Origin of the sequence: Aeromonas sp. Y318-3 (assembly GCF_027706185.1) — a bacterium.
Lineage (GTDB): Bacteria > Pseudomonadota > Gammaproteobacteria > Enterobacterales > Aeromonadaceae > Aeromonas > Aeromonas veronii.
Window position 1 is genome coordinate 190,122 of sequence record NZ_JAPDCN010000003.1, and the last position, 14,168, is coordinate 204,289.

The window sequence follows — 14,168 nt, forward strand, 5'->3', positions numbered from 1 at the left end:
CCTTATTGCGCCTGGATTCTGAGTTCTGCACTGGAACGGCTGGTGTGACCCAGCAGCGATTTCACGTCGCTGGACTTGGGTTTGATCAGCCTGAACTTGGGCACATAGGAGTCGAAGTTGGCCAGGATCTCCTCGGCGCGCGAGCTGCCGGTCTCATTGAGGTGCGCCGTGATGATGCCGCGCAGGTGCTCCTGATGGATGGCGAGATCCGCCACATCCAGCAGTTCCACCAGCTCGGGGTTGGTGCGCTTGGCGAAGTTGCCGCACTCGTCGAGCACGTAGGCAAAGCCGCCGGTCATGCCTGCCGCGAAGTTGACGCCAGTCTGACCGAGCACGGTGACGATGCCGCCGGTCATATATTCACAACCGTTGTCGCCAATCCCCTCGACTACCGCCAGGGCACCTGAGTTGCGCACCGCGAAACGCTCGCCGGCAGTGCCTGCGGCGTAGAGTTTGCCGCCGGTGGCGCCGTAGAGGCAGGTGTTGCCGATGATGGCTGCTTCATGGGATTTGAACGCCACGCCGACATGGGGCTTGATCACCAGCTTGCCGCCGGTCATCCCCTTGCCCACGTAGTCGTTGGCATCACCGGTGAGGATCATCTCAAGGCCACCTGCGTTCCAGACGCCGAAGCTCTGGCCTGCGGTGCCGTTGAAGTGCACTTTGACCGGATCGGCCGCCATCCCCTGGTTGCCGTGACGTTTGACGATCTCGCCCGAGAGGCGCGCACCCACCGAGCGGTCGGTGTTGCGAATGTCGTAGCGGAACTCGCCGCCGCTTGAGGTTTCCACCGCTTCCAGCAGATCTTCCACCATTTTCAGGTTGAGCGGCCCCTTGTCGAAGGTGGGGTTGTGCTGCTGGCTGAACAGGCTGGAACCTGCCGGTGCCACCGGACGGGCCAGAATGCCGGAGAGATCCAGCTTGGCCTGCCGGGCGGTGAGGCCGGGCAGGGCCTCCAGCAGATCGGTGCGGCCAATCAGGTCGGTCAACTGGGTGACGCCGAGCTGGGCCATCAGCTCGCGGGTCTCTTCGGCGATGAACTTGAAGTAGTTCATCACCATCTCCGGCAGGCCGGTGAAGTGCTCGCGACGCAGCTTCTCATCCTGAGTGGCAACGCCGGTGGCGCAGTTGTTCAGGTGGCAGATCCGCAGGTATTTGCAACCGAGCGCCACCATGGGGCCGGTGCCAAAACCGAAGCTCTCGGCGCCGAGGATGGCCGCCTTGATGATGTCCAGACCCGTCTTGAGACCACCGTCCACCTGCAGCCGCACCTTGTGGCGCAGACCGTTGGCGACCAGCGCCTGTTGGGTTTCAGCCAGACCCAGTTCCCACGGGGAGCCGGCATATTTGACCGAGGTGAGGGGGCTCGCGCCAGTGCCGCCGTCATAACCAGAGATGGTGATGAAGTCGGCATAGGCCTTGGCCACGCCGCAGGCAATGGTGCCGACGCCGGGTTCGGAGACCAGTTTCACCGACACCAGACAGCTTGGGTTGATCTGCTTGATGTCGAAGATGAGCTGGGCCAGATCCTCGATGGAGTAGATGTCGTGGTGCGGCGGCGGCGAGATCAGGGTCACGCCGGGCACGGAATAACGCAGCTGGGCGATCTGGGCGGTGACCTTGTCGCCGGGCAGCTGGCCACCTTCGCCGGGCTTGGCCCCCTGAGCCACCTTGATCTGCACCACATCGGCGTTCATCAGGTAGTGGGGGGTGACGCCAAAGCGGCCGGAAGCCACCTGCTTGATGCGGGAGTTCTTCTCGGTACCGAAGCGCTTGGGATCTTCGCCACCTTCGCCGGAGTTGCTCTGACCGCCGAGGCGGTTCATGGCAACAGCCAGCGCCTCGTGGGCCTCAGGGCCGAGGGCGCCGATGGACATGGCCGCGGAGTCAAAGCGGGGGAACAGCTTGTCGGCCGGCTCAACCTGATCCAGCGCGACCGGATTGTCGACTTTCTTCAGCGCCAGCAGATCGCGCAGGGTGGCAACCGGGCGCTCGTTCACCAGACGGGCGTACTCTTTGTAATCGGCATAGTTGCCGGAGCGCACCGCGGTTTGCAGGGTCTGCACCACATCCGGGTTGTAGGTGTGGTACTCGCCGCCGTGGACGAACTTGAGCAGGCCGCCGTGGGGGAGGGGCTTGCGCACCAGCCATGCCTGACGGGCCAGATTGTGCTGATCCTGCTGGATGTCGGCAAAATCGGCACCCTGAATACGGCTCGATACGCCGCGGAAGCAGGTATCGACCACCGACTTGGCCAGACCCACTGCCTCAAACAGCTGGGAGCAGCGGTAGCTGGCGACCGTGCTGATGCCCATCTTGGACATCACCTTGTAGAGCCCCTTGTTGATGCCGTTGCGGTAGTTGACCATGGCCTGGCGCAGGGACATGGTGAGCACGCCCTCTTCAACCTGTTTGGCCAGGGTTTCGTAGGCGAGATAGGGGTAGATGGCGGTCGCGCCAAAGCCCAGCAGCACCGAGAAGTGGTGCGGATCGCGGCAGCTTGCAGTCTCCACCAGAATGTTGGCGTCGCAGCGCAGGTTGTTGTCCACCAGGGTGCGCTGCACTGCACCCACCGCCATGGCGGCCGGGATCGGCAGGGTATCGGCGCTGATATCGCGATCCGACAGCACCAGCAGTACGGTGCCACTCCTGGCGGCGGTTTTGGCCTCCTCGCAGATGCGCAAGATGGCCGCTTCCAGCCCCTCTTCGGGCTTGAAGTTGAGGCTGATCACCTGATGACGGTAGTACTCACCTTCCAGTGCCAGTAGCTGGTGGAAGTCGGAGTAGAGCAGGATCGGCGACTGGAACAGCACCCGGTGGGCGTGGCCGAAGGTCTCGTTGAAGACGTTCTGCTCGCGACCGATACAGGTGGCGAGCGACATCACGTGGTTCTCACGCAGTGGATCGATGGGCGGGTTGGTCACCTGGGCAAACATCTGGCGGAAGTAGTCATAGAGGGTACGCGGGCCGGAGGAGAGCACCGCCATCGGGGTATCATCCCCCATGGAGCCCACCGCCTCCTGACCATTTTCACCGAGAACCCGGATGATCTGATCCAGCTCCTCGAAGGAGTAGCCAAACAGCTTCTGATAGGTTTTCAGCTGGTCATCGGAGAACTCGCGGCTACCGGTCTGGCTGTCGTCCATCTGCTCGAAGGGGACCAGTCGGCGGCAATGTTTATCCATCCACTGTTTGTAGATGTGGCGGGTCTTGAGATCGTCATCGATCTCGAAGCTGGTCCACACCTTGCCGTTGCTGGTATCCACCACGAACAGCTCGCCAGGGCCGACCCGGCCCTTCTCCAGCACTTCGTCCGGGGTATAGTCCCAGGTGCCGACCTCGGAGGCGAGGGTGATGAACTTGTCCTTGGTGATGACGTAGCGGGCCGGACGCAGACCGTTGCGATCTAGTGCGCAGGTGGCGTAGCGACCGTCGGTCATGACGATACCGGCCGGGCCGTCCCACGGCTCCATGTGCATGGAGTTGAAGTCGTAGAAGGCGCGCAGGTCATCATCCATGTTCGGGTGCTTTTGCCATGCAGGCGGGATCAACAGGCGCATGGCGCGGAACAGGTCCATACCACCGGCGAGGAAGAGATCCAGCATGTTGTCGAGGCTGGAGGAATCTGACCCCGTGGTGTTGACGAAGGGGGCCGCTTCCTGCAAATCGGGGATCAGCGGCGTCGCAAATTTGTAGCTGCGCGCTTTGGCCCACTGGCGGTTGCCGGCGATGGTGTTGATCTCGCCGTTGTGGGCCAGATAGCGGAACGGCTGGGCCAGCGGCCAGCGCGGGCTGGTATTGGTGGAGAAACGCTGGTGGAAGACGCAGATGGCCGCCTGCATACGGATGTCGGCGAGATCCAGATAGAAGCGCGGCAAGTCCACCGGCATGCACAACCCTTTATAGACGGTGACCAGGTTGGAGAGGCTGACCACGTAGAAGTAGTCATCGTTGACGCGCTTTTCGATGCGGCGACGCACGATATAGAGACGGCGCTCGAGATCCTTGTCGACCCAGCCGGGCGGGGCGTTGACAAAAACCTGTTCAATGCTGGGCAGGGAGGCTTTGGCGATAGTACCCAGTACGTTGGTATCGACAGGCACCTTGCGCCAGCCGACCAGACTCAGGGTCTCTTTTTCCAGCTCTTCGTCGATGATGTCGCGGGTCTGCTGGGCCAATACGGGGTCAGGGTTGAGAAACAGCATGCCGACCGCATAGTTGCGGCCAAGGTGCCATCCCTTCTCCTCGGCGACAGCTCTGAAGAAGCTGTCCGGTTTTTGCAGCAGCAGACCGCAACCATCGCCGGTCTTGCCATCGGCGGAGATCCCGCCGCGGTGCTGCATGCGAGCCAATGCTGACATCGCGAGACGGACAAGCTTGTGGCTGGCTTCCCCTTCCATGTGGGCCAACAGGCCGAAGCCACAGTTATCCCTCTCCAGCTTTGGATCATATAGTGACATTGCATTTCTCCCTTGCTCGGCCTTGTATCGCACAGTCATCACCTGACTGCATAAATTGCGATTGGCTCTTGTGGTTCCGTCTGCCTGACGTGGCGAATCTCCAAACTAATGGGATTTTCTGGCGAGGTCAATCGCAGGTCAGGTTTGTCTTCATGGTTACATTCGCATAACAAAATGTCGGGTTAGGGGGATTCGCTCGCAGTTATGGAGTGTTTATTCTGTGTAGTTTGATTTTGTTGGTTAAATATATCGCCATTGGCGGGCTCAATGGTGCGCTCGGCGACGATGGGCGAATGTAGTAATTTTACCAACCCGATGTGGCCGACAGCGGAAGGGATCACATTTTCAATATCCCATGCTTGCAATTGTGTGCTGTCGGGTCTCTTTGAATTTTTCATTGTTCAACAGTGGGTTATCAGGTCTCATTTTCATATGGATGTTTACTGTTTGAATCGTCAAAGAACTGTAAAAATCCTTTTTTTGCGCTTTTTCTCTATATTTATTCAAAATTGGTCGGGTATTTATATGTTTTACCCTCTCCGCTAGCTTGATCCAGCTCAGCCCCTGTTTTGCGCAAGCTCGTACAATGGCGCTCCTTTAGCGGAGGTGTCATGCAGTTACACGAACTCGTCAATACATTCGGTCAGGATCTCAAGCAGCGTCATGGTCAGAAGATCCACAAACTCTCCATCCACGGGGCCTTCACCTGCCCGAACCGTGACGGCACCCTGGGCCGTGGTGGCTGCACCTTCTGCAACGTATCCTCTTTTGCTGACGAGTCGGCTCAGCAACTCTCTGTGGTGCAACAGCTGCTGGCTCGCCGGGACGAAGTCACCCGTGCCAAGCGCTATCTTGCCTACTTTCAGGCCTATACCAGTACCTATGCCGAAGTCGAATATCTGCAGCGGATGTATGAAGAGGCGCTGTCAGTGAGCGATATGGTGGGGCTCTGTGTGGGCACTCGTCCCGATTGCGTGCCGGATGCGGTGCTGGATCTGTTGGCGGGCTATCAGGCCCGGGGTTACGAGGTGTGGCTGGAGCTCGGGCTGCAAAGTGCTAATGACAAGACCCTGCAACGGATCAACCGCGGCCATGGTTATGCCGCCTATGAGGATGCAGTAAGACGTGCCCATCAGCGCGGCATCAAGGTATGTGCTCATCTGATCGTCGGCCTGCCAGGCGAAGTGCCGATGGACAGCCTCGATACCCTGCATCGCATCGTTGAGACCGGTGTTGAGGGGATCAAGTTGCATCCGCTTCATGTGGTTGAGGGTAGTACTCTTGGCAAAGCGTGGCAGGCGGGTCGGCTTGAGGTATTGACGCTGGAGCAGTATGTGGAAGCGGCCGTTGCCATGATCCAGCACACGCCGCCCGAGGTGGTGTATCACCGGATTTCGGCCTCCGCGCGCCGTCCGACTCTGTTGGCGCCAGCCTGGTGTGAAAACCGCTGGACTGCCATGGCGGATATTGCCAAAGCACTCTCATTGAATGGCCCGCAAGGTCACGCGTTGGGCAGACCCTTCATACTTCCTGACCTATAATTGAGCACCAGATTATTATTTTCACGTAAAACATAGGGTTATATAAAAAACTTCATACCCTAAACTATAGTTTTGGTACGTGCCGGTTGATATAGTGGTGCACCATAATAAATGTCATTATCAATTAACTCCGACATTCACCCTGATTGCAGTGTTAGCATGGTGTTGATGAGCCGATTATTTTTACCAATAACGAATCATGCCGCCATTGCTGCTGTGCCGGGAAATTGGGGATGAGTGTCGCGATCTATCTGGACAGGTTTATCCCCTGATCAGTCTCATCAGCGGGAAGGCCACTTGGTTTTAGCGTGGCTATAGCAGGGAAATAGGAGCGATGAACGCTCTTATCTACCTCATTTATGCAGTGACAGGATGCTATGCAAGCAGAAACAAGTCGTATTGATGAGTTATTGGAGTGTCTGGTCTTCTTGACCCGTTTTTATGGTGTGCCCAACAGTCAGGATGCCCTGACGACCGGGTTGCCACTGGTCTCCGGACGCCTGACTACCGCACTCTTTTGCCGTGCTGCCGAGCGGGGCGGGTTATCCGCCCGTGAAGTGATCCAGCCACTGGCTGATATCTCTCCCTTGCTGCTGCCTTGTGTATTGCAGATGCGCAGTGGTGGCGCCTGTATATTGCTGGAGTGGAACGAAGATCGCAGCCAGGGGAAAGTGATTTTCCCGCAGGCCGGTGATGCCGCGCAATGGCTGACCGCAGCCCAGTTGGGTGATGAGTATCTGGGGCGCCTCTTCTATGTAAAGAAGCAGTTCAAGTTTGACGAACGCTCGCCCAAGGTGCTTGAAACCCGTGATGGACACTGGTTCTGGAGCACCTTGTTCGAATCCCGCGGCATCTATCGCGATGTGCTGATCGCCTCCATTCTGATCAACCTGTTTGCCATCGCCAGCCCTCTTTTCACCATGAACGTCTATGACAAGATTGTGCCCAATCTGGCGTTTGATTCGCTCTGGGTGCTGGCTGTCGGGGCCATGGTGGTCTTTACCTTCGATTTTGTGATGCGGCAGTTGCGCAGTTACTTTATCGACATTGCCGGTAAAAAGTCTGATGTGCTGCTGTCCGCCAAAATTTTCGCCAAGGTGATGGGCATGAGGATGGAGTCTCGTCCCGCTTCCACTGGCGCGTTCGCAAAACATCTGCAGGAATTTGAATCGGTGCGGGAGTTTTTCACCTCCGCAACGGTTTCTACTCTTATCGATCTGCCCTTTGCCGTCTTCTTCCTTTTTATTATCTGGATGTTTGCAGGCGTAATGGTGGTGGTTCCCATCGTCGCCATGCTGATCCTCATCGCCTACAGCTTCTATATTCAAGAGCCCCTCAAGCAGTCCATCGAAGAGGGGTCACGCCTTGCGTCCCAGAAGAACGCCAACCTGATTGAAAGTATTTCCGGGCTGGAAACCGTCAAGATTTTCGGCGCGGAGAGCATGTTCCAGCATCGCTGGGAGCAGGCCGTCTCCCATATTTCCACCTGGGGCGTACAGACCCGCCGCATTACCAACTCCATGTCCTCGCTGGCCAGCTATATCCAGCAGGTGGTGACGGTCGGTCTGGTGATCGTCGGTGTTTACCAGATCTCCGAAGGTTTGGTCACCATGGGGGGCATGATTGCCGCCGTGATGCTCTCCAGCCGCGCCATTGCGCCCATGGTGCAACTCTCCGTGTTGTCGACCCGTTATAACCAGGCCAAGTCAGCACTGGATATTCTGGAAAAAATCATGCAAACCCCGGGAGAGCAGGAGGAGGGCAAGCAATATATCCATCATCCGGTGATTGCCGGTCGCATTGAATTTGAAAATGTCTCCTTCAAATATCCGGGAATGGAAACCAGCACCCTGCACAATATCAATTTGCGCATTCAGCCGGGCGAAAAGGTGGCGATTATCGGCCGGATTGGGGCGGGTAAAACGACCCTCGAGAAGCTGTTGATGGGGTTGTATCGACCGACCGATGGCTCGGTACGTATCGACGGTTTTGAACTCGATCAACTGCCACCTGCGGTGATCCGCCGCAATATCGGTTGTGTCCCGCAAGATGTCATTCTTTTCTTTGGCTCGGTGCGGGACAACATCATGCTGGGTAATCCGCTGGTGGATGATGTGAGAGTCTTACGCGCCGCCAAGCGGGCGGGTGTCACCAACTTTACCAACCGGGATCCCAACGGGCTGGATCGGCAGATAGGCGAGGGTGGCCGTCAGCTTTCCGGTGGCCAGCGTCAGTCGATCCTGCTGGCTCGCGCCCTGCTCAATGACCCCCCCATTCTGGTGATGGATGAGCCGACCTCCAACATGGACAACCAGTCCGAGATGCAGGTCAAACAGGAGCTCGCCAGACTTGGCCCGGAAACCACATTGATCCTCATCACTCACAAAACCTCGATGCTGGATGTGGCATCGCGAGTGATCGTCATCGAGCAGGGGCAGATCGTTGCTGATGGCCCCAAAGAGGTGGTGTTGCAGCAGTTGAAGGAAGGCAAGGTGCGCGTGCAGGAGGTGTCCCATGGTTAAGGGGCTCATGGACTGGTTCAAGCGCAGCAAAAAGACGCCTTCCGGCGAGGTATTGCCAGCACCCGAGCATCTGGAGTTTGTCGATGACGGCGCGGCAGCTGTACTGCTGACCACGCCGACCGGAGCTCGTATCCTGCTATGGTGCTGTTTCCTCTTTTTCATGAGTGCCATCGTCTGGGCGGCCTGGGCCGAACTGGATGAAGTCACAGTGGGTCAGGGCAAAGTTATTCCGTCCCGTCAGCTGCAGGTGATCCAGAACCTGGAAGGGGGGATCGTCAAAGAGATCTTCGTCAAAGAGGGGGATATCGTCGAAAAGGGGCAGCCGCTGCTGCGCATTGATGACACCCGTTTCCGCTCCGACTTTAGAGAACGGGAACAAGAGGTAGTCACCCTCAAGGGGGATGTGGCCCGTCTGCGCGCCGAGATGGCCAGCGTCGAGGTGAAAAACGACCCGGCACTGGGGTGGCGTGAACAGGTCGTGGTAGGTGAAGCGCCAATCCAGTTTCCCGATGGTTATGAAACCGTCTTTGCCGAATACGCACACCGTGAGCGGTCTGTACAGCGGGATCGCCTCAATAACCTGAAGAACCAGCTCTATATTCTTGGTCAGCAAATCGAACAGAAAGAGCAGGAGCTGATTGAACTGAATGCCAAGATCCGCACCGTGAATCGCAGTGTGGATTTGGCCAGACAGGAACTGAATATTAGCCGTCCGTTGGCGAAAGAAGGTATAGTGCCTCAAGTGGAGCTAATCAAGCTGGAGCGGCAGGTCAACGAGATGCAGGGGGAGCTGGAGAGCAACCGTCTGCTGATCCCAAAACTCAATTCGGTACTGCGTGAGACCATCTCCAAGCGTAATGATATTGCGCTGAAGTTCAGAGCAGACTCCCAGACTGAACTGAATGAGAAACAGGGGCGGCTTGGCCAGTTATCAGAAGGGCAGGTTGGCTTGCGAGACAGGGTTGACCGGACCAGCGTGATTGCTCCGCTCAAGGGTACCATCAAGAAACTCAAGATCAACACCCTGGGCGGTGTGGTTCAGCCCGGCATGGATTTGATGGAGATTGTGCCGTTGGAGGATACCTTGCTGGTAGAAGCCAAGGTGTCACCGAAAGATATCGCCTTCCTGCGACCGGGGCTGGATGCCATCGTCAAAATTACTGCCTACGACTTTACAATCTATGGAGGATTGCATGGCAAGGTTGAACAGATAAGTGCGGATTCGATCCAGGATGAGGAGGGGAACTCCTTTTATCTGGTTCGGGTTCGAACAGAGAAGAGTTACTTGGGCGATGAGCTTAACGCACTTCCCATCATCCCCGGTATGTTAGCCAGTGCTGATATCATTACTGGTAAAAAAAGTGTCCTAGACTATTTGCTTAAGCCGATTTTACGGGCAAAGCAGTCGGCACTGAGAGAACGATAAGCCAACAATCTAAAAACAAAACATGACTGGAGATAACATGAAAAAAACGATTGTTGCCATGCTGGTCAGTGGCTGCATCCTGATCCCGAGTTTGGGTCAGGCCCAGACTCTGGAAGAGTCGGTGGCACAGACACTTGCTACGCATCCCAAGATAAAGGAAGCGTTTGATCTGTATCAGGCACGACTCTATCAGCATGATGGAGCCAAGGGGGGCTATTATCCTACGATCGATCTGCGTGGCGGCGTAGGCTATGAAAAAACTGACAGCCCTTCTACCCGTGCTGCCAGCGCCAACAGCAATATTGATGATTCCATGACTCGCAAAGAGGCTGGATTGAGTCTGCGGCAAATGTTGTTTGATGGCTTTGATGTCAGCAACAACGTCTCCAGAACCGAAGCTGAAGCCAATGCCCAGCGTCTGGCGATGATCTCCGAAGCTGAAAATACCGCGCTGCGAGTAGCTGAGGTCTACCTCAATATGCTGCGCCAGCAGGAGATTCTGGAGCTTTCCAAACAAAACCTGGAAACCCACGAACAGATCCGCAGCGACATCAGCAAGCGGACTGATTCAGGGCTTGGCTCTACTGCGGATCAGACCCAGATTGAAGGTCGTGTTGCCCGGGCCTATTCAAATCAGGCCGCTGCCGAAAACAACTATCGCGACGCAGAGAGTGAATTTATTCGTGTCGTGAACGAGGTACCAAAAGATCTGGTACAGCCAGTTCCCAATACCGAGCTTATCCCGGCCAGCCTCGATAGTGCGCTGAAAACGGCGACTGAAGTCCACCCAACCCTGCTCTCTTCCCTGCAGGATATCGAAGCGGCCAAGTATCAACATGAAGGCGCCAAATCCGGTTTCTACCCGAATGTAACATTCGAGGTCGATCAGAACTGGAATGAGGATATCGATGCGGTCAAAGGGCGCAACGATGATCTGACCGCAATGGTGCGCATGCGTTACAACCTGTTCCGTGGCGGTTCTGATGTGGCAGAGAGCAATGCAACATCGGCGCTCTACTCTCAGGCGAAAGACATTCATTTGAATGCGTTCCGCCAAGTAGAGGAAGGCACTCGTCTGGCCTGGAACGCGAAAGAGTCGCTGGCCAAGCAAAAGACCTTCCTGAAAGAGCATGTTGACGCCAGCTATGACACCGTACAGGCGTACAAGAAGCAGTTTGGGTTGGGTCAACGGACATTGCTGGACGTATTGAACACCGAGAACGAACTGTTCGAGGCGCGTCGCAGCTATATCACTGCCGAGTATGATGCACTGCTGGCGGACTATCGTATTCTCAACGCGACAGGTAGCCTGCTCAATGCATTTAGCGTCAAACAACCCGCTGAATGGCAGGCCAGGCAATAACCGTTTGCCCATGATCCCGCTGGGATCATGAACGCCAATATGGTGACTGCTGCTGGCAGTCACCATGTTTGGCTAAAGCAGATGGTTGCACGGGCTTTGAGGAGTGCAGCAGCAATAATGCAGCAGGAATATGACGTGACACTCCAGCGCGGAACCGGCGGCAGATGGTGTTATCTTCTTAATGAATGGAGATACCGATCCTTACGCGCTCTGCGCCACTCCTTATGGATCCTGCTGTTACCTTTCTCACTTCTGCTCTGTGCCAGTCAGCCTCTGCCACAGGAAGATGTCAACTTGATCAAACGGGCGGAGCAGACCTATGGCGCCAGAGCCGGCAAGCGTGTAACTAGTTGGCGTATGCTGGTCATGGAGACGAAGGGCAGGGCCCTGAGCGAAGAAAAAAAGCTTGAGCGGGTAAATAATTTTTTCAATCGGATGCGTTTTATTGACGATATAAAGTTGTGGCGCAAAAAGGATTATTGGGCAACCCCGCTAGAATTTTTGGGAGCCGCTGGGGGAGACTGTGAAGATTTCAGTATCGCCAAATACTCTACGCTGCTCGAGCTTGGGATCCCGGATGATAAAATGCGGATGGTGTACGTTAAGGCTCTTGATTACAACCAGTTTCACATGGTGGTGGCATATTATGAGACACCCTCTTCCGTTCCGGTTATTTTGGATAATTTGATAGGCTCGATTCGCCCAGCCACACAGCGGCGTGATCTGGTGCCTATTTACAGTTTTAACGGTAGTCACTTGTGGTTGATGAAGGCACGAGGCCAAGGGGAACTGGCTGGTCAATCATCCCGCTTGGGATTATGGAATGATTTACGCAATCGCATGACCTCGGGGCGATTGGCTCGGCCAGTGGTGAATTTGGATGATTAACCTATGACGCTCTATCGACAGTTATTAGCCACCATGCTGCTGCTGTTTGGATTGTTATTTGCGGCCACATACTGGGTGCAATTCAATTCAACCCGCACTTATCTGGCGCAGCAACAGGAAACAACGGTCATCAATACGGCAACCTCGCTGGGGCTTGCGCTCACCCCCTATCTGGAAAACGGTGACAAGGTCGGTGCCGAGTCGGTGATCCAGGCCATTTTTGATGGTGGCTATTATCGACTGGTTCGCCTTGATCTGCTGGCATCAAAGGATGTCATCGAGCAGGAAAATACCAACAATATTCAGGGGGTACCGCGGTGGTTTGTAAATTTGGGACTGTTTCCTGAGGTTTCCAACGAGTCAATTCTGACGTCTGGCTGGTTGCAGCTTGGAAAATTAAAAGTAGTGGGTCACCCCGGCCAGGCTTATTACGAGTTGTGGCGGGGGATGAGCGAGCTGGCGAGCTGGTTTCTGGTCGGCTTTTTGATCACCACCATTTTGTTGATGAGAGCACTCAACTACTTGCTCAAGCCACTCAAACAGATCTGTGATCAAGCCGTCGAGATTGAACTGCACCATTTCGGTCATACGATCCCGGAGCCTAAAACCCATGAATTGAAGCAGGTCGTTCAGGCGATCAACACCCTCTCAAGCAAGTTGGCGTTGCAGTTCAAAGAGCAAGCCGATGAGGCCGAGAAATTGCGTGAGCGGGTTTATGTCGATGCCGTGTCGGGGCTTGGCAACCGAGCCTATTTTGTGGGTCAGGTAAACGCATGGATCGCGGAGGCTGGCCAAGGTGGCGTCATGCTGGTTGCGGTCGACATGCTGGATGATATCTATCGCGATGAAGGCTTTGCTGCCCGCGACAACATGGTCAAATCGATAGCTCAGGCTTTGAAAGAGCAATTAAAAGGGTGGGATGGCGCCGCCTTGGCACGGATCTCCGCGACGGAATATGCGCTGCTCTGTCCAACTGACGATCTGACTCAGCTAAAAGAGTTGGCTGAAGTGATTAATAGCCGCATTGCTGATCTGGTGGTGAATCCAATGGGCGAAGGGGATGCGCTCTCCGTCATTGGTATTGCCGGTCGTGATGGCAATGATGATCTCTCTGCCTTGTTGACCAAAGCCGATAATGCGCTTGGCAAGGCGCGCAATGAACGCCGCGGTGCTGTGGTGATGGAAGGGGGTACTGAGCAAGGTTTGATGGGGCGTTTGGCCTGGCGAGATCTGGTACAAGATGCCATTTCACGACAACTTTGGCGCTTCAAAGCACAACCAGCTTGCCGGTTTGATAATGGAGCAAGGTTGCATGCCGAGCTGTTTGCTTCTATCTCTCGGGATGGCACAGATTATTTTGCCGGTCAGTTCTTGCCCGCGATTGAACAGTTCAAATTGGGTGGCGAGTTTGACCAGGCGGTGCTTGATGCTTGCGTTCCATTACTGCAAAAACACTTTGATCTGGTACTGGCGATCAACATCACTGCTGGCTCGCTCTGCTCGGATGAATTTTTAACCTGGCTGACGCGTTACCTGACCGAGCATGTTGAGCTGAAAGAGCGGTTGTTATTTGAAATACCTGAAGCTGCCATCATGAAACATAAAGACAACGTGGCTGCGTTGGTGGGCACCTTGCAAGCTCATGGCTTCCAGTGGGGGGTTGACCACTATGGTCGTCACTTCCAGTCTCTGGGCTATCTGGAGGAGTTGTCGCCGGCTTATGTCAAGGTTGATCACGGTTATACCAGTCAGGTCATGGAGCCGGGGGCTGACACCTCATTCCTGGCTGCAGTGTGTCGCGCCGCACATAATGCCGGTGTGACCACCATTGCAACCCGCGTCGAAGATCAACATCAAGTGGAACTGCTTTCCAAGTTGCATATCGATGGTTACCAGGGATTTGTTCATCCCGCCTTCCCATTGTCTTGAATTAAATGCTGGAAATGGCCCCGATAGGGGCCTTTTTTA

General features: G+C 55.6%; 7 protein-coding genes. 6 read left to right on the forward strand and 1 reads right to left on the reverse strand.

The features are described from left to right. Positions 1-2 precede the first annotated feature (2 nt). Positions 3-4,460 (reverse strand): glutamate synthase large subunit, encoded by a 4,458-nt coding sequence (gltB, locus tag OKB77_RS05495; RefSeq protein ID WP_270817093.1) that lies wholly within the window; start codon positions 4,458-4,460, stop codon positions 3-5. A 611-nt stretch (positions 4,461-5,071) separates the two neighbouring features. Here gltB and OKB77_RS05500 point away from each other — a divergent pair. From OKB77_RS05500 to OKB77_RS05525, 6 genes are all read left to right on the forward strand, one after another. Beyond that, a complete protein-coding gene (locus OKB77_RS05500) occupies positions 5,072-6,001 on the forward strand; it encodes a TIGR01212 family radical SAM protein (RefSeq protein WP_042083735.1) in 930 nt (309 codons plus the stop codon). A gap of 377 nt (positions 6,002-6,378) precedes the next feature. Continuing rightward, positions 6,379-8,523 (forward strand): type I secretion system permease/ATPase, encoded by a 2,145-nt coding sequence (locus tag OKB77_RS05505; RefSeq protein WP_005350980.1) that lies wholly within the window; start codon positions 6,379-6,381, stop codon positions 8,521-8,523. After that, the gene (locus OKB77_RS05510) at positions 8,516-9,949 is read left to right on the forward strand and encodes an HlyD family type I secretion periplasmic adaptor subunit (protein ID WP_005350982.1); all 1,434 of its coding nucleotides are present in this window, start codon (positions 8,516-8,518) and stop codon (positions 9,947-9,949) included. Before OKB77_RS05505 ends, OKB77_RS05510 begins: the two co-directional genes overlap by 8 nt. A gap of 37 nt (positions 9,950-9,986) precedes the next feature. Beyond that, positions 9,987-11,312 carry a TolC family outer membrane protein gene (locus OKB77_RS05515; protein WP_043819337.1) on the forward strand — a complete coding sequence of 442 codons (1,326 nt, stop codon included), beginning with the start codon at positions 9,987-9,989 and terminating at the stop codon, positions 11,310-11,312. 135 nt (positions 11,313-11,447) lie between these two features. Continuing rightward, positions 11,448-12,200 carry a transglutaminase-like cysteine peptidase gene (locus OKB77_RS05520; protein WP_270817204.1) on the forward strand — a complete coding sequence of 251 codons (753 nt, stop codon included), beginning with the start codon at positions 11,448-11,450 and terminating at the stop codon, positions 12,198-12,200. 3 nt (positions 12,201-12,203) lie between these two features. Continuing rightward, positions 12,204-14,129, forward strand: a complete 1,926-nt coding sequence (locus tag OKB77_RS05525; protein WP_213389036.1) for an EAL domain-containing protein — start codon at positions 12,204-12,206, stop codon at positions 14,127-14,129. The last annotated feature ends 39 nt before the right edge of the window (positions 14,130-14,168 follow it).

Bases quoted from the DNA above. Each gene is read 5' to 3' on its own strand.
- OKB77_RS05500 (WP_042083735.1), top strand. From the start codon at position 5,072: ATGCAGTTACACGAACTCGTCAATACATTCGGTCAGGATCTCAAGCAG.
- OKB77_RS05525 (WP_213389036.1), top strand. From the start codon at position 12,204: ATGACGCTCTATCGACAGTTATTAGCCACCATGCTGCTGCTGTTTGGA.
- OKB77_RS05515 (WP_043819337.1), top strand. From the start codon at position 9,987: ATGAAAAAAACGATTGTTGCCATGCTGGTCAGTGGCTGCATCCTGATC.
- gltB (WP_270817093.1), bottom strand. From the start codon at position 4,460: ATGTCACTATATGATCCAAAGCTGGAGAGGGATAACTGTGGCTTCGGC.
- OKB77_RS05505 (WP_005350980.1), top strand. From the start codon at position 6,379: ATGCAAGCAGAAACAAGTCGTATTGATGAGTTATTGGAGTGTCTGGTC.
- OKB77_RS05510 (WP_005350982.1), top strand. From the start codon at position 8,516: ATGGTTAAGGGGCTCATGGACTGGTTCAAGCGCAGCAAAAAGACGCCT.